Origin of the sequence: Pseudocitrobacter corydidari (assembly GCF_021172065.1) — a bacterium.
GTDB classification, from domain to species: domain Bacteria; phylum Pseudomonadota; class Gammaproteobacteria; order Enterobacterales; family Enterobacteriaceae; genus Pseudocitrobacter; species Pseudocitrobacter corydidari.
Window position 1 is genome coordinate 2563702 of sequence record NZ_CP087880.1, and the last position, 20323, is coordinate 2584024.

Genomic DNA, 20323 nt, shown 5'->3' on the forward strand with positions numbered 1-20323 from the left:
TTAAGGTAAAGCCAACGAGAAGGAGAGCGCGATGAACAAGCAAAACTGGCCTCTGGAAGACGTGCGTCACTGGCTGGAGCCCGGCCCGGTGGTACTGATCAGCAGCCGCTGGCAGGGCAAAAACAACATTATGACGCTGGGCTGGCACACCATACTGGAGTTTTCACCCTCGCTGGTGGGGTTGATGATTTCCGCCGGCAACGTCAGCTATTCCTTAATCCGCCAGAGTGGCGAATGTGTGATTAATCTGCCCGACGCCAGCATGGCGGATATCGTCTCCGGCATCGGCAACTGTCGCGGCGACAGCACCGATAAATTCGCCCATTTTGATCTTACGGCAGAAAAAAGCGAGCAGATCGCTGCGCCGGGCATTGCGGAGTGCCACGCCAGCTTTGAGTGTCGTCTGTATGATGATGCGCTGGTCGAGCGCTACAATTTCTTTATTTTTGAAGTGGTCGCCGCGCGCGTGAAGCCCGAGCCAGAATGGCCGCAAACGCTGCATTATACGGGCGGCGGGATTTTTCGCGGTGACGGCGAAGTGATTGACCGCCACCGCTTGTTTACCAAAGTCTCCTGACAAGCATCTGGCTGGCGGCACGCCGCACAGCCAGCCTGGCTACTCGTCGACGATGGGCAGGAAACCACCGTAGATCATGCGTCGTCCGTCAAACGGCATCGATTCCCCCAGCGCCTTCATGCGCGGGTCGTTCATCATTTTCTCATTCGCCGCATCGCGGACGTCTTTAGATGGGTATTCAATCCAACTGAAGACCACTTCTTCGTGCTCTTCGGCCTGCACCGCCATGCGAAAATCGGTCAGATTGCCGTTTGGCACATCATCCGCCCAGCATTCGACAATGCGGGTTGCGCCGAACTCTTTAAACAGCGGCGCAGCTTTTGCGGCCATCTCGCGGTATGCCTCCTTATTTTCCGCGGGAACAGCAACAACAAAACCATCAACATACTTCATCAGGTAAACCTCCGAAGTGACAGCGCAGCCAGAAAACCTGGCTGCGTCTGGTGATAAGTTTAGTTCTGCTGCCAGCTAAACGCGTAGCGCACCCGCCACGCCTGGAGCAAAAACTCCGGCGATACGCTGGGGCTCCATGAATCATCACCGCCGACGCCCATATGAAAAGCATCGAGATTCAGCCAGCAGCCGGGCTCTTCGCGTAGCAGGTGATGATGGCTGGTTTCATGCAACTGATGCTGGCTGTAGCGGCTCAGGCCAAAGTGGAAATGACCCTGCCAGCGATGGCGGCCGTAATTCAGTTGCCGGGTATCGCAGCGCAGCCCATTCTCGCTCGGGAATATATAGGGCGTGTGCAGCTGAGAAAACGGTAGCGTCCAGCGGCCCTGACGGGCGGCAAGCTGGCGATCGGGATAGTTTTCATGCGGCCCCAGGCCCAGCCAGCTTACCTGTGCTTCAACAGCGGTAAGCTGACAACTGAGGCCAATACGCGCCGGTTCGGGAATATCGCGGGCAACCTCAACCTCGATATCACCGTGCAGTACGCCCTGCGCATCTATCTGCCAGCGTTTGTGGCTGATAAACAGTACGTTGCCCTGGTATTCCCACACATGCTGCGTTTCAACGCTTACCGCATGAGCCTGTTGTTCCGCCCGACACAGCACGCAGCGCGACGTCATCGCGTACATCCCAGCCGCTTTCCAGCGCTCTACCCACGCGTTCGGGTCGATGCGCGTCACTTCGCTGACGCCGATATCATTATCCAGCGGCGCACGGGTGAAATTATCGCTGACCGGGGTCAGCAAACTTTCTTCTCCATCGCGCCACCACTGGCTCAGACACCCGCTGGCCCGATCGAACGTCCAGCGCTGTTGGCCGTGAATGACGCCAAACGCGGTTTCGCTGATCGCCAACTGGGGTGCAAAGCCCGCCGGGGGGACTTCTGGCAGCGCAAGCGGTGACGGCTGTCGCCACTGATCCCACGCGCATAAGTGTTCAGCTGGCGACCAGGCGGTGGCATCCTGCTGATACACCGCCACGTCGAGCCAGCTTTCGCCGCTCGGTAAAGTCGGAATGGAAAGTGTGATGCGCTGGGTGCCCTGCGGCGGGATATCCAGCATCTCTTCGCCGTGCGCAATCACCTCACCCTCGCACGTGAGCGACCAGCGCAGCTGCTCGTTATCCGTCTGGCGGAAGAGATACTCACTGGTCACCTCAATCACGCATGGCGCGGTACTCACCTGGCGGAACTGGAAAAATTGCTGCGCGCGCTGGGCTTCATACAGCGCCGGATGCGGTGTGCGATCCGGAAAAACCAGCCCGTTCATACAGAACTGGCGATCGTTTGGCGTATCGCCAAAATCGCCGCCGTAAGCCCAGAATGACTGGCCATTTTCATCGGTTTTGGTCAGCGCCTGATCGACCCAATCCCAGACAAAACCACCCTGCAAACGCGGATGCATACGAAACGCCTGCCAGTATTTGGCGAAGCCGCCAAAGCTGTTGCCCATCGCGTGGGCGTATTCGCACAGGATTAGCGGACGCGTCTCATCCGGCAGGCCGATCCACTTTTTAATCGACCACTTCGGCACCGCCGGGAAGGGTTGATCCTGATCGACGCGCGCGTACATTGGGCACACGATATCGGTCGCCGCACTATTCGCCCCGCCGCCTTCGTACTGTACCGGGCGAGAAGGATCGACACTCTTCAGCCAGCGGTAAAGCGCATCATGATTCGCGCCATGCCCGGATTCATTGCCCAGCGACCAGATAATGATCGACGGATGGTTGCGATCGCGGGCCACCATCCGGGTTACGCGCTCGCTCATCGCCGGAAGCCAAAGCGGATCGTCCGCCAGACGGCTCATCGGCACCATCCCGTGGGTTTCGATATTGGCTTCATCGACAACGTACAGGCCGTACTGGTCACAAAGCCGGTACCACAGCGGATGATTAGGGTAGTGAGAGCAACGCACCGCATTAAAGTTATGCTGCTTCATCAGTTCGATGTCGCGGCGCATTGTGGCTTCATCCACCGCCTGACCCGTTTCCGGGTGATGCTCGTGCCGATTTACGCCGCGAATGAGTAGCGGTTTCCCGTTCACCTTCAGCAGGCCGTTGCTGATTTCGACATGACGGAAACCCACATCGCAGGCTTCGGCTTCAATCAATTCACCGTCCGCGCGATGCAGCGCCACCACCAGCCGATACAGGTTTGGCGTCTCAGCGCTCCACAGCCTGGGCGCATCAACCGGCATCGCCAGCGTCAGACGCTCGGCCCAGCCTCCGCGCTCATCCACCACAGCGCTGCCGGGCGACTGGCTGCATTGGGCGACCTGCCGCTCGCCTTCCCACAACGTAGCGATCACTTGCGTCGCCGCAAACGCCCCCTCCAGCGTCACCGCCACGTTCAGCATCGCGTGGGTCAATTCGCCATTCAGCGCAGTCGTCACCTGATAATCTGCGATACGCGTCTCAGGCTTATGCAGCAGCGTGACGTCGCGGAAGATACCGCTCATCCGCCACATGTCCTGATCTTCCAGATAGCTGCCGTCGCACCAGCGCAACACCATCACCGCCAGACGGTTCTCGCCCGCGTGAAGATACGTGCTGAGATCGAACTCCGCAGGCAGTCGGCTATCCTGGGAATAACCCACCCACTGACCGTTGCACCAAAGATAAAACGCCGAATTGACGCCGTCGAAAATAATGCGCGTCTGCCCCTGCGCCAGCCACTGTGCATTAACCTGAAAGGTGCGTGAGTAACAGCCAGTCGGGTTATGTGCAGGTACCGTTGGCGGCGTAACCGGAATCGGATAAGTGACGTTGGTATAGATGGGCGTATCAAAACCCTGCATTTGCCAGTTCGAAGGCACTGGCATGGCGACGGCCTGCGGTAACTCTTCGTTAATCCAGCAATCGGGCACGGCTTCGGGAGAATCGAAAAAGCAAAATTGCCACTCCCCGTTCAGCACCAGGCGAGCCGCCGATACGGTGCCGTGCTGCGCGTCGATGCTGCAACGCCAGCTATTAAACGGTGGATGCGCCGCCAGCCGATGCCAGTGGGTAAGCTGCGGATTTTCCCAGTCGCGACGCGCCAGGCATTGTTGCAGCGATAATGAAGAGAGATGCGTCATTTCAACCTCTTTGCGAATAAACAAAATGTTACGCAGAGTGCCGAAACTCTCTCTATCAAAATCCGCTTAAACCTCATGGTTTTCATAGCCTTCGGGTCACTCAATAATGCGACTGAGTGTACCCTGAAGGCGACAAAGCAAGTGTGAGCGCGGCAATACTCTCAGGAAATTACCGCCGCGCTGCGCGTTCCGCTGGGTTGACGAAACCACGGCAGGCAAAGCTGAATTAAAGGGCCAATCGCCAGGGCATACAGCACGGTGCCAACGCCAAACGTACCGCCCAGCAGCACACCAATCACCAGCACCGACAGTTCGATCGTGGTGCGAATCACCCGCACCGACCAACCGGTACGCGCGTGCAGCCCGGTCATCAGGCCATCACGCGGCCCCGCGCCAAAGCCTGCGCCGATATACATCCCCGTGGCCAGCGCGTTCACCACGATTGCCGCAGCCAGCAGCGCGCTACGCGCCACCAGAGATTCCAGCGGCGGCAGAATAGCCAGCGTCGCATCGGCGGTCAGCCCCAGCACAATCACGTTACTGACGGTGCCCAGCCCCGGACGCTGGCGCAGCGGTATCCAGAACAGCAGCACCAGCACGCCGGTGGCGATAATCACCAGGCCGATATTCATCGACAGCAGGCTGGCGACGCCGAGATGAAATACGTTCCACGGATCGGCGCCCAGATCCGCACGAACAAACATCGCCGTGGAGACGCCGTAAAGAGCCAAACCGATATAAAGCTGGATAAGTCGACGGAGCATGATGCACCTCAGAATAAGCGTTCAGAACTTCATCATCGGTGAAAATGGCATTATGATTAATGACCAGTTTTTAAAAAGTGGACTGTATATGACACCGCGACGCTCGGCCACACACTCCTTGGTTCGCCTGCTTGGCCACTGGCAGGAGACCAATTCACGCACCCCGCTGTGGCGGCAACTGGCGCAGGCGCTGCGTTTGTTGATCCTCGATGGGCGATTACCGCTGGAGAGTCGTTTGCCCGGCGAACGTGAGTTTGCCACGGTATTGGGCGTCAGCCGTACCACTATCGCCAGCGCACTGGCTCAGCTGCGCGAGGAAGGTTACCTGCAAAGTCGCCACGGTAGTGGCTCGTGGGTGATGTTGCCAGAAGGCCGCCGCGAAATTCCGACCCGCATGTCAGCGCCGCAAGCGCTGGACCTCTCCACCGCCGCGCTGAGTGCCGGCGCAGAAATTCATCAGGCCTACAGCCACGCATTGACCATGCTACCGGAGTATTTGCATCACACCGGCTACGATCAGCATGGACTCATGGTACTGCGCGAAGCTATTGCGCATCGCTACTGTACGCGCGGCCTGCCGACAACAGCGGACGAGATTATGCTGGTAAACGGTGCGCTCAGCGGGCTGGCGCTGGTATTGCGCGCAATGACCGGGCCGGGCGATCGCGTGGTGGTTGAGAACCCCACTTACCCATTAGCGATTGCCGCGATTCAGGGCGCATCCTGCCGCCCCGTAGGTTTATCTTTGCCCGCGCAGGGCTGGGATACAGACGGGCTGGCGGCAACCATTGCGCAAACCGCGCCGCGTCTGGCGTGGCTGATGCCCGATTTTCACAATCCCACCGGTCGCTGCATGGACCACGCCACTCGACAGATTGTCGCCGATCTCTTTGCACGCACGCGCACCACGCTGGTGGTCGACGAAACGATGGTCGATTTATGGTACAACGCCCCGCCTCCCCCGCCGCTGGCGGCATTCAATGCCGATGCACCGGTAATTACCATCGGCTCTGCCGGGAAAAGTTTCTGGGGTGGGTTACGTTTAGGGTGGGTCCGGGCTTCAGCACGCACGCTCGCGTCGCTGATTCAGGCGCGCGATACGCTCGATCTCGGCTCACCGCTGCTGGAACAGTTAGCTGCACTGTGGTTACTGGAAAATAGCGATAATTTATTGCCTGCCCGAAGAGCGATGCTGGCGCAACGTCGCGACATGTGTGCCGCACTGATGCAGGATTATTTCCCGGCGTGGCGCTTTACCCAGCCTGAAGGCGGTCTCTCTTTCTGGGTTGAGCTGCCAGAGATGCTGGCCACGCAGTTTGCTGCCCGGGCGGAAAGCGTGGGAATACATCTGGGCACAGGCACGCGCTTCGGGCTGGCGGGTGCGTTTGAACGCAACCTGCGCCTGCCTTTTACGCTGCCGGATGAAACATTGCGTAATGCCTTTGAATTATTACAGCCGCTCTGGCAAACACTTTCCGGGCAGCAGAATACGCATCGCTTACGCAAAATTATATAAAGAGCTGCCTGTATTAATGCTGCGGTGGGATCGGGAAGCCCTTAAGGGAAATAATAAAATTATCGCCCTCTTTTTTTATTTTTGCTCCGGTATCGCACCAGTCCGAGGCAATACGAAAGAATTCATCACTGCCCACATTCCAGTTCAGACGGACATGTTTAGCATACCCCGAGCGTAGCAGCTCGCAGGCTTCGGTGTAGTTACAGGCGACAGAAGGTTGTTGTTTCATTTTTTCTTCTTCAGCAGTTTACGTAATGCTTTGATTTCTTTAGGCGTAAAAGCGGAAGTGTCCTCTTCCGTATGTTGACTGTCCACGTCATGTCCGGTTACGCCAGCCTCTTCGGTGGCAAACGCCAGTGCGATGAGTCGCTGCGTTGCCACACTTAAATTAAGGTCGTTGTCCTGTGCATAGTGGCGAAGCTTTTCTTTTAACGTCTCGTCAATTTTTACATTCAAAACGGCGCTGGTCATTTTTAACATTTCCCCTATAAAAGTTATTATCACTAATACAGGAATTTAAATAACCGATCCACAAATATATTTATAAGTGCAAATGTGAAAATATACCCCAATAATAAAGTAATGGACTTTTATGACAGAAGAATGACAGCCATATGACGAGAATATGAAAATAAAGGAGATAACCCTGAGAATAAAAGGGAAATAAGAGGCATTAAAACTGGGGGAGCTGAAATGGGTGGGGGCCCTGCCAGCTACATCCCGGCACACGCGTCATCTGCCCTGGCTGCTTCCTTCCGGACCTGACCTGGTGAACAGAGTAGCGTTGCGGGAGAACCAACAGAGCCCCCATTGAGAGCGTTAGTTACCTAACGCGCTGGCGCATTATCCCTGCTGCGCCATGTAATTGCAAGCCGTCTGCGGTTACCTGCTGGATTCTTGCGCAATCGCCCCTTCACAGCACGCAGGTTGCTGATTATGCTGAACGCTGGTTTATCAGGAACAGACTATGGACGCATTCGATTCCTTTCCCCAGCGAGTCTGGCAAATTGTCGCCTCGATTCCCGAGGGCTATGTCACCACCTACGGTGATGTGGCGCGTCTGGCGGGTTCGCCGCGCGCGGCACGGCAGGTTGGCGGCGTATTAAAGCGTCTGCCGGAAGGTTCTACTCTCCCCTGGCATCGGGTGGTGAATCGTCATGGCACGATTTCCCTCACCGGCCCTGATTTACAGCGCCAGCGTCAGGCGCTGCTCGCCGAGGGCGTGCAGGTATCAGGCGGCGGGAAGATTGATTTGCAGAAGTATCGCTGGATCTACTAAAAAAATGCCCTCGCGAGGAGGGCATTGAAAAACTTATGGGATTTGCGTCGGCGCCGGGTCCGAAGACGACGGGTTAACCTGGGTCGGCGACGTTGATGGCACCGTGGTTGCCGCTCCACCGCTCTGCTGCATCGGCACGGCCGTCTGCTGTACCGGAACCAGCGTCAGGTCAGCTTTGGTGCCGCCCTGGTTGATAATTGGCTGCACGGTATCAGTAATAAAGATCAGCTTATCATTCAGCGTAATGGCTGCACTCAACAGAATTCGGGCATTAGGCTGGATGTCCTTCGGGTTGAACGGCAGCACAAAGCTAAACGGAGCCTGTTTCCCTTCGGTACGCGTCACTTTCTGGGCGATAACTTTGGACGGCGCATCGGCGAGCGACGCATCAGAAACGGTAACGGTCAGCACCGCATCCGGTGGCAGAGCCACTTTCTGACGGATCCATACAGTACCCGTGACACTCGGCTGCTGAATCGCTGCTTGCGTAGCGCCCGCAGCACTCGGATTCGGCGCCGGAGTCTGGATGTCAGCACTTTTATCTGCACAGGCAGACAGGGCGACGGCGATGGCTATTCCACTTAACATTGGCACGATTTTCATTGCGTTCTCCTTTTCGCTCATGCATCCGCAGGATTTATTCCTGCCAGAGCGACCATTCATGACAGTCATAACAGGTTAAGTGTGGCATAGATCTCCTCATTTTTCCTGCAAAGTGCCCTTTATTCAGACTTTTGCACCCATCGGACCAGCTGCAAAACTGCGTTATACTGTGCTAATCCCTCGCCGCGGCGATGATACAAATTATTGAGGAAATTTATGAGTCAGGCGCTATCTAACTTACTGGCATTGTTGAATCTGGAAAAAATCGAAGAAGGATTATTCCGCGGGCAGAGCGAAGATTTGGGGCTGCGTCAGGTATTTGGCGGTCAGGTTGTGGGTCAGGCTCTCTATGCCGCAAAAGAAACGGTTCCCGTTGAGCGCCTGATTCACTCATTCCACAGCTACTTCCTGCGCCCCGGCGACAGCCTGAAGCCGATTGTCTATGACGTCGAAGTGCTGCGCGACGGTAACAGCTTCAGCGCTCGCCGCGTGTCGGCGATTCAGAATGGTAAACCGATTTTCTATATGACTGCGTCATTCCAGGCGCCTGAGCCGGGCTACGAGCATCAGAAAACCATGCCCGATGCCCCCGCGCCGGAGAGCCTGCCGTCAGAAACCGATATCGCCCGTTCACTGGAACATCTGCTGCCGCAGGTGCTAAAAGATAAATTCCTCTGCGAGCGTCCGCTGGAGATTCGCCCGGTTGAGTTCCACAACCCGCTAAAGGGCCACGTCGCGGAGCCAAAACGTCAGGTCTGGCTGCGTGCTAACGGGACGGTGCCGGATGATTTACGCGTACATCAGAATCTGCTGGGCTATGCGTCCGATCTCAACTTCCTGCCGGTCGCGCTTCAGCCACACGGCATCGGTTTCCTGGAAAAAGGCATGCAGGTCGCGACGATTGACCACTCCATGTGGTTCCACCGACCGTTTAATCTGAATGAGTGGCTGCTGTACAGCGTGGAAAGTACGTCCGCCTCGAGCGCGCGTGGCTTTGTGCGCGGCGAGTTCTATTCGCAGGATGGTGTACTGGTGGCATCGACGGTCCAGGAAGGCGTGATGCGTAATCGCGGTTAAGATGACGTCTGAAAGCAAAAGCCTCCGCAAGCGGAGGCTTTTTTTGTTAGCACTGATCAGGCGTTGTAGGCGTTTTCGCCGTGGCTGTTGACGTCCAGCCCTTCGCGCTCCTGTTCTTCCGGAACGCGCAGGCCCACGGTCAGGTCTGCCACTTTATAACCAACGAAGGCCACAATTCCTGACCACACAATGGTGATACCGATGCTTTCCAGCTGTACCAGCACCTGATGGCCCATGGTGACGCCTTCCGCGTAACCCACGCCGCCGAAGGAGGTAGAGGCAAAGATACCGGTCAGGATACAACCTACAATGCCGCACACGCCGTGAACGCCGAAGACATCGCAAGGATCATCCACACGCAACCAGCGTTTCAGTATAGTGACGCCCCACAGCCCGGCCAGACCCGCCACGATACCGAGGATCAACGCGCCGCCGACCCCGATAAAGCCACACGCCGGTGTAATGCCGACCAGGCCTGCAATCGCCCCGGAACACGCGCCCAGCAGCGACGGTTTACCGCGCAGCGCCCACTCACCAAAGACCCAGCCCAGAATCGCTGCCGCGGTTGCCACTACGGTGTTCACGAAAGCCAGACCGGCAATTTCGTTCGCCGCGCTCGCTGAACCGGCGTTGAAGCCAAACCAGCCGAAGTAAAGGATGGCAGTACCGATAAACACCATCGGCAGGTTGTGCGGTTTAAACGCTTCTTTACCAAAACCGACGCGTTTACCAATCAGGTATGCGCCCACCAGGCCAGCAACAGCGGCGTTAATATGAACCACCGTACCGCCCGCAAAGTCCAGCGCGCCGTGCGAGCCCAACAGACCGCCGCCCCACACCATGTGCGCAATCGGAATGTAGGAGAGCGTCAGCCAGATAACCACGAAAATCAGCACCGCGGAGAAGCGAATACGTTCCGCCAGCGCGCCGACAATCAGCCCTACGGTGATGCAGGCGAACGAGCCCTGGAAAGCAACGTGAATATACTGATAAAACGTGCCCATCGGCGCGGTTATCGCAATACCTTTCAACATCATCCAGTCAAAGTTACCGAAGAAGCTGCCGCCGGTACCGAAGGCCAGCGTGTAGCCATAAACCACCCACAACACGCAGACCAGTGCGAACGTCACTGCCACCTGCGTCAGCATAGAGAGGACGTTTTTCCCACGAATCAGTCCACCGTAAAACAGGGCAATTCCCGGAATGGTCATAAACAGCACCAGCGCGGTACAAATCATCATAAAGGCGTTATCGGCTTTATCGATCGTCGCCGGAGCCGCCATCGCCAGACCCGGCAACAGCGCCAGAGCCGCCAAACCGGTTTTCAATTTTGCTATTTTCATTTTCTCGATCCCTATCACTGTGCGCCAGGAATTACAGTGCCGCTTCGTCGGCTTCGCCGGTACGAATACGAATCACACGTTGCAGCTCGGCGACGAAAATCTTACCGTCGCCAATTTTTCCGGTGTACGCCGCCTTGCTCACCACATCCACGACTTCATCAAGCTGGTCGTCGGCAATCGCGACGTCAATCTTCACTTTCGGCAGGAAGTTCACGCTGTACTCCGCGCCGCGATAAAGCTCGGCATGCCCCTTCTGACGACCGAAGCCCTTCACTTCCGTCACGGTCAGTCCCTGAATACCAATGGAAGACAGCGCTTCGCGGACGTCTTCGAGTTTGAATGGTTTGATTACCACGGTAACCAGCTTCATAGATCCCCTCCAGTCAGAATTCGGTAATGGCTGCTGCTACACGAGATAGATAAAGCAAGGGGCGTGCCAGAAATGAAAAGTCACAAAAATAGGCGGTTAACGGCATGAGGCGAGAGGCCATGCACGCGTTTTAGCAAGAAATGAAAAAAAAACGCACCATGCGAGTGCATGGTGCGTGATTGAATTGCACGCGCTGGTGCGTCTGTTAGCAAATTGCTTAAAAAAAGTGCATCAGGCGGTCAGTGTTTCATCCTGCGCGCTGGCGGCGAGTTCTTCTCCAGCCAGTTGAAGCTGATACATCTGCCAGTAACGGCCTTTTGCTTCCAGCAGTTGCTGATGCGATCCCTGCTCCACCGCCTGCCCGCGATGCAGCACCATAATGGTGTCTGCGTCGACGATGGTGGAAAGCCGGTGCGCAATCACCACAAGCGTCGTGTGTTCACGCACGGCAGCCAGCGCCTGCTGGATAGCCTGCTCGGTACCGGAGTCGATATTGGCGGTGGCTTCATCCAGAATCAGCACCTGCGGGGTATCAACCAGCACGCGCGCCAGCGCCAGCAACTGTTTTTGCCCAACGGAGAGATTGTTCCCCTGCTCGCCCAGCGGCGTATAGATACCGTCGCTCAGACTACGCGCCAGTTCCGCCAGCTGCACCGTTTCCAGAGCCTGCCATACCTGCGCTTCGCTGATATCACGGCCAAGCGTGACGTTCGCGAAGAAAGAGTCGGCCAGCACTACGGGGTCCTGCTGCACCATCGCGACGCCCTGACGTAGAACCTGGTGGCTCAAACTGCCAAGCGGGCGCCCCCCCAGGCGAATTTCACCTGAATTAGGTGAGTAATAGCCCATCAGCAGACTGGCAAGCGTGCTTTTCCCGCTGCCCGTATGCCCCACCAGCGCCACAAAACTGCGCGAGGGAATCGACAGCGAGATATCCTGCAACACCATCCGGTCATCGCGGTAAGCAAAGGAGACGTTATCAATTTCAATATCGCCGCTTTCCAGCGGACGGGCATCATCGCCGTAGGTCTGGCGCGGCCTGTCCATCAGTTCGAATACGCGCTCCCCGGCCACCACTGCCTGTTGCAGCATTGACTGCTGAGTGGTGAGTTCAATCAGCGGTTCATTGAGTCGACCCAGATAGCTGATAAACGCATAAAGTACGCCCACTTCAATCGTGCCCACCGACGTAAAGCCAAACAGCATCAACAGACCGCACAGTATTAACGTAGAGAAGAGGCTCAGCAGCGGGCGCAGCAGGAAGCCATCGAGACGCAGCGTTTGCATACGCGCCAGATAGTGCTGACGGCTATGTTCGCCGATGCGCTCGCCAAAGCGCGCCTGCTGACGGAACTGCTGGATAACGCTCATGCCGTTGATCACTTCGTTAAAACCGTCGTTGATATCCGCCAGATACGTCCGCACGCGACGCACGATAGGCGTGCTGTAGCGTTGGTAAATCACCATCACCGTCAGCACCGCCGGGAAGATGCACACCGCCACCAGCGCCATGCGCCAGTCGAGGCTGAACATCGCCACCAGCATCGCGCCAATCAGCGCCGCGCTGCGCAGCACCGTCGCCACGACGGTGACGTAGAGATCGCGGATCACTTCCGTGTCGTTAGTGACGCGGGAAATCAGCTGCCCGACAGGTTGCGTATCAAACTCGCTCAGCGGCTGGCGCAGCGCGGCGTCCATCACGTCGCTTCGCAACTGTTGCACCACGCCGACCGCCGCGCGGTTAAACAGCAGCGATTGGTTATAGTGCAACGTTGCCGCCAGCAGTTGCAGGCCGATATACGCCGCCGCCAGCCCCGCAACGGTGCCCAGCGGCAACGTGTGTTTCGCCACCATATTATCGATGAAGTAGCTTATCAGCACCGGCCCCGAGACTTCCGCCGCTGCCGCAACCCATAGCATCACCACGGCAATAGAGAGCGGTTTGCGCCACGGTGAGCCGTAGGCCAGCAATCTTTTTAATGTCGGCCACAGTTGACCAAAATTACGCATCGGTCACCTCCGACGGTTCTTCATCCAGCGCCGCTTCCAGTTGCTGATAGCGATACATATCACGATACCAGCCCGGCTGCGTCACCAGCTGTTCATGCTGCCCGCGCTGGCACAGATGCCCGTGCTGCATCACGATGATTTCACTGGCTTCCGTCAGCGCCGACAGACGATGCGCGCTGATAATCACCGTGCGGCCTTCGCCCCACTGGCGCAGGTTATGCAAAATTTGGTGCTCGGTACGACCGTCCACCGCCGAGAGCGCATCGTCGAGGATCAGGATTTCTGCGTTGAGCAACAGCGCGCGCGCAATCGAAATGCGCTGCTTCTGCCCACCGGAGAGCATCACCCCACGCTCGCCCACTTCCGTGTCGTAACCCTGCGGCAGACGCAAAATATCCTCATGGACGCTGGCGAGACGCGCGACGTGTTCAATCTCTTCTTGTGTCGCGCCGGGACGACCAAGGGCAATATTATTTCCTACGGTGTCAGAAAAAAGGAACGGCGTCTGGCTGACTACCGCCAGGCGGCTGCGCCAGGCATCCAGTTTGAGTTTTGGCAGGGCGATACCGTGGAAATCGATTTCGCCTTTTTCCACGTCGAAGTGACGCTGAATCAGAGACAGAATGGTGGATTTACCGGAGCCCGTTGGGCCGCAAATGCCCAGCATCTGCCCCGGTTGCAGCGTGAAGTGGACTTTCGTCAGCGTCGCTTTTTCCGTTTGCGGATAATGGAACTGGTCAATGGCGACCTTCAGCACGCCGCGCCCGTCCGGCACCGATTCAGTGCCGTCATTGACCACCGGCGCTTCCATTAACATGGCACGAATACGGCTGTAGGCGGCACTGCCGCGCTCGACGATATTAAACATCCACGCCAGCGCCAGCATCGGCCAGATCATTAAACCAAGATACATCACAAAACTGGTCAATTGACCGAGCGTCAATGTTCCCTGCATCACCATCCAGCTTCCGCCGCCAATCGCCAGCAGGTTTGCCATACCGATGGCGATATAAATCGTCGGGTCAAAACGGGCGTCAATACGCGCCACGCGCATATTCTTCGCCCCGGTATCTGCCGCATCGGCGGCGAACAGCGCAGACTGGCGATCTTCCAGGCCAAAGGCTTTAATCATGCGAATACTGGTCAGGCTCTCTTGTGTGCGGTCGTTCAGGCTGGAGAACGCGGCCTGCGCCAGCTTGAAGCGGTTATGCAGCATGTCGCCATAGCGCTTAATCGCCAGCGCCATAATCGGCATCGGTAACAGCGCCAGCAGCGTGAGTTGCCAGCTAATTTGCGTGGACATCACAATCAACACCGCGCAGCCCATCACCAGCGAATCGACCAGCGTCAGCACGCCTTCCCCGGCGGCAAAGACCACGCGGTCAACATCGTTGGTGGCGCGCGCCATTAAATCACCGGTGCGGTGACGCAGATAAAATTCCGGGTGCTGGCGGCTCAACTGGCGATAAAAGTCTTCCCGCAGTTCGACCGCAAGCTGGTAGGACGCACCGAACAGCAGCACGCGCCAGACGTAGCGCAGCAGATAGACCACGATAGCAATCGCCACCATAAGGCCAATCCACATCCAGATGGTCGTTGCGGTGTAGCGTTGTTGGGTGACGCCGTCAACGACGTAGCCCACCACCTTCGGCGGGATCAGTTGAAGAATGGCGATAACCACCAGCAGCGCGACGGCGCCAAGATAGCGACGCCACTCCCGGCGGAAATACCAGCTTAATTGAGCAAATAATCGCACGCAGTAAAATTCCAGAGATAGTGTTATTCGATGGGAAGCGCAGTGGTGTATTTAATCTGTTCCATCGCAAAACTTGAGGTGACGTCCGACAGTCCGGGGACGCGATTCACCAGGCTTTTATAAAAATCATCGTAGCGTTTCATGTCGGCGACCTGTACCCGCATCAGGTAGTCATATTCGCCTGCCATACGCCAGAAGCCGAGCACCTCGGGCATCTGGCTGACTTCATTCACGAAACGACTATACCATTCACTGCTGTGATGTTGCGTTTTTATCAGCACAAACGCGGTGAGGCCGAGCCCCAGTTTCTCCGCATCCAGCAACGCCACGCGCCCAAGCAAAATGCCGTCATCTTCCAGCCGCTTGAGCCGCTTCCAGCAGGGTGTGGTGGTCAGATTAACGGCATCGGCCAGTGCCTGCAAAGAGAGGGTGCAATCCGTTTGCAGCAGCGAAAGCAGCTTGCGGTCAATTTTATCTAACATCGCCCACCTCAGGAGAAAATTTTTCTCCTGTAAGTCTATTTTAAAGTGGAGATAGCAACAATTTTTTCCGCATCTTTCGCTAAGCTAGGCACAAAATGACAAATGGAAAATCACCATGAACAGCACCTGGGTCAAAAACGCCATTAGCGAAATTAACGCCGATTATCAACGCAGCGCCGACACGCACCTGATTCGTCTGTCGCTGCCGGCGTTTCCCGGCATTCAGCTCTACTTAAAAGATGAAAGCACTCACCCAACCGGCAGCCTGAAACATCGTCTGGCGCGGTCGCTGTTCCTGTATGGCCTGTGCAACGGCTGGATCAAAGAAGGCACGCCCATTATTGAAGCGTCTTCCGGTTCCACCGCCGTGTCGGAAGCCTATTTTGCTCGCCTGCTGGGGCTGCCGTTTATCGCCGTCATGCCCTCGTGCACGGCCAAACGCAAAAACGAACAGATTGAGTTCTACGGCGGACGCTGCCATTTCGTGCAGAGCGCTTGTGAAATTTATGCCGCCTCCGAAACGCTGGCGCGTGAACTTAACGGCCACTATATGGACCAGTTTACGTTCGCCGAACGCGCGACCGACTGGCGCGGTAACAACAACATCGCCGACAGTATCTTCCGCCAGATGAGTCATGAACCGAACCCGATCCCTGACTGGATTGTGATGAGCGCAGGCACCGGCGGTACATCGGCGACCATCGGCCGCTACATTCGCTGTCAGGGGCATAACACGCAGTTAATGGTGGTCGATCCGCAAAACTCGGTGTTTATGGACTACTGGCAAAGCCGCGACGGCAGCCTGCGCAGCAGCGTTGGCAGTAAAATTGAAGGGATTGGCCGTCCGCGCGTCGAGCCCTCCTTTATTCCAGATGTTGTGGATGACATGCTGCGGGTACCGGATGCGGCAAGCGTCGCCACCGCACAATGGCTGGAAAGCCAGTTAGGCCGCAAGGTTGGCGCATCCACCGGCACCAACATGTGGGGCGCATTGCAACTCGCGGCACGGATGCATAAAGAGGGGCGCAGCGGGTCAATCGTGACGCTGCTGTGCGACAGCGGCGAGCGATATCTGGAAACCTATTACAACGCAGAATGGGTAAAAGAGAATATCGGCGATCTCGCACCGTGGCAGGCGGAAATTGAGTGCCTGCTGGCGAGATAATTTGCCCTTAATGCCTGATGGCGCTTTGCTTATCAGGCCAACCAAAGGGACAGGTCGGGTGAGCGTAAACGCCACCCGACTGGTTGCTCAGGGTAAATACGTCAACGGGCCACCTAAAATACTGATGTCATCAGAGGTGGAAATAAATCGCTCTTCTCCCGACAGATGCCACACGCCTTCCGTTTTGACGCCAGACTCCAGATCTTCCACGGGCTCGTCATGGTACCAGGCTATCTGCACCAGCCCTCTGTAACATACGCGGTAATATCCTTCCGTCATCATGTTGCCCTCCGTAAATGTGCCAGATAATTATGATCTGTATTATTTGTTATACAAATGTAACAGCATTTAATGTCTGTTTTCTGGCCAATCCCTTGATTTATTTATGACAAAAAAAGCCGGGCTTTCAGGGCCCGGCTTGCTGGAAAGGTCTCATTATTCGGGGGAATAAGGAAGGTTGGGTTTGTCCAGCCAATGAGTCAAATAGTGGGAGACCGCCTGGTTCTGGCAGTGTCCGATAACCGGTAGGTGCGGCAATGCCGCTTTCAGCTGCCCCATCGCGTTGCCCATCACCAGGCCACGCCCGACCAGGCTCAGCATTTCGCGATCGTTCATGGCATCGCCAAACGCCATACATTCCTGCATCGTCAGGCCAAGATGCGCGCTAAGCACCGTCAGCGCCGCGCCCTTGTTGCAGCCAACTGGCAATACTTCCAGACAATCCACCGCCGAAAAACAGAGATGCGCACGATCGCCCAATGCCTCTTGTAGCTGAATGCTCAGACGCGCAAGATCATCGTGATCGCCGCAGAAACAGATCTTGGTCACCTCATGGGCCGGGATCTGCCGCAGATCGCGCAGCTGATAGTGAAAGCCGCTGTACATATGCGCCTGCAACATTTCGGGAATCGCTTTGCCGGTGAACCAGCCGTTATCGTTGAAAACATGCATGCTGGCGTGGGTTTCCCAACGGGCATGCAACACTTCATCGGCCACGTCCGGAGAGAGATCGCTGCGATGCATGACATCGCCGTGCAGAGAGTGAACGCGGGTTCCGTTGCCGGTGATCAGGAACGCATCGAGCGCCAGTTGATCAATCAGCGGGCGCATTTCAAGAACATGCCGACCCGTGGCGAAGGTCAGCGTAATGTCGCGTTCGCGCAGGCGCTTGAGCGTGGCGATGGTCTCATTACCCAGCCGATGATCGGGCATCAGCAGAGTGCCATCCATATCAAATGCCGCCAGTTTTGCCATTTTATCTCCGCCTGTGATCCCGCTCTCTTGCGTACCAGTATTGCCTGAGATATACGGAAGTAATACTGAATTGTTCATATTTATTGTTCCGGGTTTTTATGCGACTGCTTAACCGATTAAACCAGTTTCAGCGCCTGTGGCTGCCCTCTTCCGGCGCGCCGCAGCAGGTCACCATTGCCGATCTCGCGGCGCGCTGTTTTTGTAGTGAGCGACACGTCCGCACCCTGTTGCGTCAGGCAAACGAGGCGGGCTGGCTCAGTTGGCAGGCGCAGTCCGGGCGCGGGAAGCGCGGTACGCTAACCTTCCACACGACACCGGACGCACTGCGTAATGAGATGATGGAGCTGGCATTAAACAGCGGTCAGCAACACAATGCGCTGGAGCTGGCACAGCTGGCGCCGGTGGAACTGCGCGCGCTGCTGCACCCTTTTCTGGGCGGCCAGTGGCAGAACAATACGCCGACGCTGCGTATCCCTTACTATCGTCCGCTGGAGCCACTGCATCCTGGGTTTTTAGTGGGTCGCGCCGAACAGCATTTAGCCGGGCAAATCCATTCCGGGCTGACCCGTTTTGGCCGCGATACCGCCCGCCCGGAAGGCGATCTTGCGCATCACTGGGAGGTTTCAGCGGATGGGCTGCACTGGCAGTTCTATATTCGCTCCACCCTGCACTGGCACAATGGCGACCCTATCGAAACGCGACAACTCAGGCAACGGCTGGAAATGCTGCTGACGCTGCCCGGTTTACGCAGACTGTTCGCCAGCGTGGAACAAATCGCCCAGCCCCACGCCCAGTGCCTGAGCTTTACGCTTGCTCGCCCGGATTACTGGCTGGCGCATCGGCTGGCAAGCTATTGCAGCGTGCTGGCGCATCCGGACGATCCCACGCTCGGTAGCGGCCCGTTCCAGCTGAAGATCTTTGAGCCTGAGCTGGTACGTCTGGAAAGCCACCATCGTTATCATCTGGGGCATCCGCTGTTGCAGGCGATCGAGTTCTGGATCACCCCACAGCTGTTCGAACAGGATCTCGGCACCAGCTGCCGTCATCCGGTGCAAATCGCCGTCGGCGAAGCGGAAGAGCTCAGCCAGTTGCGGCTGGTGAGCAACAGCATCAGTCTCGGCTTTTGCTACCTGACATTTCGTCAGAGTTCACGGCTCTCAAAAGCGCAGGCACAGCGGGTAATTGCGCTGATTCATCACAGCGGCCTGCTGCAATCATTGCCGGTGGATGAAAACCTGATTACCCCCAGCCAGGCGCTGCTTCCCGGCTGGGCAATTCCGCCTGTGCCGGAAGACGACACGCCCCTGCCGCCGCGTCTGACGCTGCATTATCATCTGCCTGTTGAATTGCACACCATGGCCGAAGAACTGAAGCGGGCGCTGGCGCAGCAGGGCTGCGAACTGACGCTCTGCTTCCACGATGCGAAAAGCTGGGACGATTATCCGGATCTTGATCAGGCCGATCTGCTGATGGGCGATCGGTTGATTGGCGAAATGCCGGAATACACGCTTGAGCAGTGGCTGCGCTGCGATCCGTTATGGCCCGCCATACTGAGCGAGTCACGTTACTCCGCGCTGATTACCGCGCTGGATGCCGCGCAGGCGCAAGCGGACGAGACACAGCGCATCGCGGCGCTAAAAACCATCTTCACCCTGTTAATGGAAGAAGGCATGCTCACGCCGCTGTTTAACTATCAATATCAAATCAGCGCGCCGCCGGGGGTAAACGGCATTCACCTCAACGCACGCGGCTGGTTTGATTTCACCCAGGCCTGGCTGCCGCCATCAACGCGGTGAAGAAGCTGGTCGCCACGCTGCCCGCGCGTTACCATAGCGTCTTTATCGTCATCAACAGGAAATGCTATGAAACGCGCGGTTGTCGTCTTTAGCGGCGGACAAGATTCCACTACATGCCTGGTGCAGGCGCTCCATCAATATGATGAGGTCCACTGCGTCACTTTTGATTATGGTCAGCGTCATCGCGCAGAGATCGACGTCGCCCGTGAACTGGCATTAAAACTGGGCGCGCGTGCTCATAAAGTGCTCGACGTCACCCTGCTTAATGAACTGGCGGTCAGCAGCCTGACGCGTGACAGTATTCCGGTGCCGGACTATGAACCGGACGCTGACGGTATTCCGAATACCTTTGTGCCGGGACGCAATATTCTGTTCCTGACGCTGACGGCGATTTACGCCTATCAGGTAAAGGCCGAAGCGATCATCACGGGCGTTTGTGAAACCGATTTTTCCGGCTACCCGGACTGCCGCGACGAATTCGTGAAGGCGCTGAATCACGCGGTGAACCTCGGCATGGCGAAAGATATTCGTTTCGAAACGCCGCTGATGTGGCTCGATAAAGCCGAAACCTGGGCGCTGGCGGACTACTGGGGCAAACTCGACCTGGTGCGCAGCGAAACGCTGACCTGCTATAACGGGATTAAGGGCGATGGCTGCGGGCATTGCGCGTCCTGTCATCTGCGGGCAAACGGGCTGAACCACTATCTGGCGGATAAAGTCGGCGTGGCGGCAGCGATGAAGCAGAAAACCGGGCTGAAGTAAACGCGGTGGGTTGCCGGGGGCGCTGCGCTTGCCCGGCCT

Annotated in this window: 20 protein-coding genes and 1 other RNA gene; 7 read left to right on the forward strand and 14 right to left on the reverse strand. The window is 56.9% G+C overall.

Annotated features, from left to right (window positions below):
* The first annotated feature begins 31 nt into the window (after positions 1–31).
* Entirely contained in the window at positions 32–577 is a 546-nt protein-coding gene (locus G163CM_RS11920; protein WP_231825105.1) for a flavin reductase family protein, read from the forward strand.
* Positions 578–616: 39 nt separating this feature from the next.
* Here G163CM_RS11920 and G163CM_RS11925 read toward each other — a convergent pair whose 3' ends face one another.
* From G163CM_RS11925 to yczE, 3 genes are all read right to left on the reverse strand, one after another.
* Entirely contained in the window at positions 617–970 is a 354-nt protein-coding gene (locus G163CM_RS11925) for a DUF1428 domain-containing protein (protein ID WP_113858798.1), read from the reverse strand.
* 59 nt (positions 971–1029) lie between these two features.
* Entirely contained in the window at positions 1030–4107 is a 3078-nt protein-coding gene (locus G163CM_RS11930; protein ID WP_231825106.1) for a beta-galactosidase, read from the reverse strand.
* Between the two features lie 161 nt (positions 4108–4268).
* Positions 4269–4871 (reverse strand): membrane protein YczE, encoded by a 603-nt coding sequence (gene yczE / locus G163CM_RS11935; RefSeq protein ID WP_015965547.1) that lies wholly within the window; start codon positions 4869–4871, stop codon positions 4269–4271.
* A gap of 88 nt (positions 4872–4959) precedes the next feature.
* On the opposite strand from yczE, the gene yczR reads away from it, so the two are divergent.
* The gene (gene yczR, locus G163CM_RS11940) at positions 4960–6387 is read left to right on the forward strand and encodes a MocR-like transcription factor YczR (RefSeq protein WP_231825107.1); all 1428 of its coding nucleotides are present in this window, start codon (positions 4960–4962) and stop codon (positions 6385–6387) included.
* 13 nt (positions 6388–6400) lie between these two features.
* On the opposite strand, the gene G163CM_RS11945 is transcribed toward yczR, so the two are convergent.
* From G163CM_RS11945 to ffs, 3 genes are all read right to left on the reverse strand, one after another.
* Positions 6401–6616 carry a hypothetical protein gene (locus tag G163CM_RS11945; RefSeq protein ID WP_015965549.1) on the reverse strand — a complete coding sequence of 72 codons (216 nt, stop codon included), beginning with the start codon at positions 6614–6616 and terminating at the stop codon, positions 6401–6403.
* The gene (locus G163CM_RS11950) at positions 6613–6858 is read right to left on the reverse strand and encodes a hypothetical protein (RefSeq protein ID WP_015965550.1); all 246 of its coding nucleotides are present in this window, start codon (positions 6856–6858) and stop codon (positions 6613–6615) included. The genes G163CM_RS11945 and G163CM_RS11950 overlap by 4 nt, the downstream gene beginning before the upstream one ends.
* Before the next feature lie 233 nt (positions 6859–7091).
* Positions 7092–7188: signal recognition particle sRNA small type (gene ffs, locus G163CM_RS11955), an RNA gene on the reverse strand.
* Between the two features lie 166 nt (positions 7189–7354).
* Between ffs and G163CM_RS11960 the strand changes: the two genes are divergently transcribed.
* Positions 7355–7666, forward strand: a complete 312-nt coding sequence (locus tag G163CM_RS11960) for an MGMT family protein (protein ID WP_015965551.1) — start codon at positions 7355–7357, stop codon at positions 7664–7666.
* Positions 7667–7699: 33 nt separating this feature from the next.
* Here the strand turns inward: G163CM_RS11960 and G163CM_RS11965 are convergent, their stop codons facing one another.
* The gene (locus tag G163CM_RS11965) at positions 7700–8269 is read right to left on the reverse strand and encodes a YbaY family lipoprotein (protein ID WP_015965552.1); all 570 of its coding nucleotides are present in this window, start codon (positions 8267–8269) and stop codon (positions 7700–7702) included.
* A gap of 216 nt (positions 8270–8485) precedes the next feature.
* Here G163CM_RS11965 and tesB point away from each other — a divergent pair, with 216 nt between their 5' ends.
* On the forward strand, positions 8486–9346 hold the full coding sequence (gene tesB / locus G163CM_RS11970) for an acyl-CoA thioesterase II (RefSeq protein ID WP_015965553.1): 861 nt from the start codon (positions 8486–8488) through the stop codon (positions 9344–9346).
* 56 nt (positions 9347–9402) lie between these two features.
* Here the strand turns inward: tesB and amtB are convergent, their stop codons facing one another.
* From amtB to G163CM_RS11995, 5 genes are all read right to left on the reverse strand, one after another.
* Complete coding sequence (gene amtB / locus G163CM_RS11975; protein ID WP_231825108.1) at positions 9403–10689, reverse strand: ammonium transporter AmtB; 1287 nt, start codon at positions 10687–10689, stop codon at positions 9403–9405.
* Between the two features lie 31 nt (positions 10690–10720).
* On the reverse strand, positions 10721–11059 hold the full coding sequence (glnK, locus tag G163CM_RS11980; RefSeq protein ID WP_015965555.1) for a P-II family nitrogen regulator: 339 nt from the start codon (positions 11057–11059) through the stop codon (positions 10721–10723).
* A gap of 231 nt (positions 11060–11290) precedes the next feature.
* Positions 11291–13069, reverse strand: coding sequence for a SmdB family multidrug efflux ABC transporter permease/ATP-binding protein (locus G163CM_RS11985; protein WP_231825109.1), 1779 nt, complete (start codon positions 13067–13069; stop codon positions 11291–11293).
* Positions 13062–14825 carry a SmdA family multidrug ABC transporter permease/ATP-binding protein gene (locus tag G163CM_RS11990; protein ID WP_015965557.1) on the reverse strand — a complete coding sequence of 588 codons (1764 nt, stop codon included), beginning with the start codon at positions 14823–14825 and terminating at the stop codon, positions 13062–13064. The genes G163CM_RS11985 and G163CM_RS11990 overlap by 8 nt, the downstream gene beginning before the upstream one ends.
* A 23-nt stretch (positions 14826–14848) precedes the next feature.
* Positions 14849–15307 carry an Lrp/AsnC family transcriptional regulator gene (locus G163CM_RS11995; protein ID WP_015965558.1) on the reverse strand — a complete coding sequence of 153 codons (459 nt, stop codon included), beginning with the start codon at positions 15305–15307 and terminating at the stop codon, positions 14849–14851.
* A gap of 115 nt (positions 15308–15422) precedes the next feature.
* Between G163CM_RS11995 and G163CM_RS12000 the strand changes: the two genes are divergently transcribed.
* Positions 15423–16472 (forward strand): PLP-dependent cysteine synthase family protein, encoded by a 1050-nt coding sequence (locus tag G163CM_RS12000; protein ID WP_231825110.1) that lies wholly within the window; start codon positions 15423–15425, stop codon positions 16470–16472.
* An 87-nt stretch (positions 16473–16559) separates the two neighbouring features.
* Here G163CM_RS12000 and G163CM_RS12005 read toward each other — a convergent pair whose 3' ends face one another.
* Together G163CM_RS12005 and cof are read right to left on the reverse strand one after the other, a co-directional pair.
* Positions 16560–16754, reverse strand: coding sequence for a hypothetical protein (locus G163CM_RS12005; RefSeq protein WP_231825111.1), 195 nt, complete (start codon positions 16752–16754; stop codon positions 16560–16562).
* Positions 16755–16907: 153 nt separating this feature from the next.
* Entirely contained in the window at positions 16908–17726 is an 819-nt protein-coding gene (gene cof / locus G163CM_RS12010; RefSeq protein WP_015965560.1) for an HMP-PP phosphatase, read from the reverse strand.
* 98 nt (positions 17727–17824) lie between these two features.
* Here cof and G163CM_RS12015 point away from each other — a divergent pair, with 98 nt between their 5' ends.
* Together G163CM_RS12015 and queC are read left to right on the forward strand one after the other, a co-directional pair.
* Entirely contained in the window at positions 17825–19522 is a 1698-nt protein-coding gene (locus tag G163CM_RS12015; RefSeq protein WP_231825112.1) for an SgrR family transcriptional regulator, read from the forward strand.
* A gap of 66 nt (positions 19523–19588) precedes the next feature.
* A complete protein-coding gene (gene queC / locus G163CM_RS12020) occupies positions 19589–20284 on the forward strand; it encodes a 7-cyano-7-deazaguanine synthase QueC (protein ID WP_231825113.1) in 696 nt (231 codons plus the stop codon).
* The last annotated feature ends 39 nt before the right edge of the window (positions 20285–20323 follow it).